The 305-nt window shown below is 32.5% G+C and carries 1 protein-coding gene; it reads left to right on the forward strand.

Going from position 1 to position 305, the window contains the following annotated elements; genetic code table 11:
- A partial coding sequence (locus tag BA053_RS07060; protein WP_167347188.1) for a 2-C-methyl-D-erythritol 2,4-cyclodiphosphate synthase occupies positions 1–152 on the forward strand: 152 nt, incomplete at its 5' end.
- Between the last annotated feature and the right edge of the window lie 153 nt (positions 153–305).

Below are 305 nucleotides of genomic sequence, written 5' to 3' on the forward strand. Positions count from 1 at the left end.
TGAAGAAATTCATATCAAAAGCATTAGAAATTGATGATGAATTTGTAAATATCAAAGCAACCACTGCAGAGAAATTAGGTTATATTGGAAGAAATGAAGGAATAGCAGTGCATGCTTCTGTGTTATTGCATACAAACTTTTATTGGAAATAGAAACGAAAAAACTTACTTGACACCCTTCGCCAGCCCCCTTATCATGAAACTGAAGCTATTTATTTATCTTCTCTGTACAGATTAAATGACAAAAAAACTCAACGTATTTGGCGTCTCATGTTTAATTTTTTGCACTATGTGCATCTTATGTCT

Source organism: Wolbachia endosymbiont of Nomada ferruginata (assembly GCF_001675785.1).
GTDB lineage: Bacteria > Pseudomonadota > Alphaproteobacteria > Rickettsiales > Anaplasmataceae > Wolbachia > Wolbachia pipientis.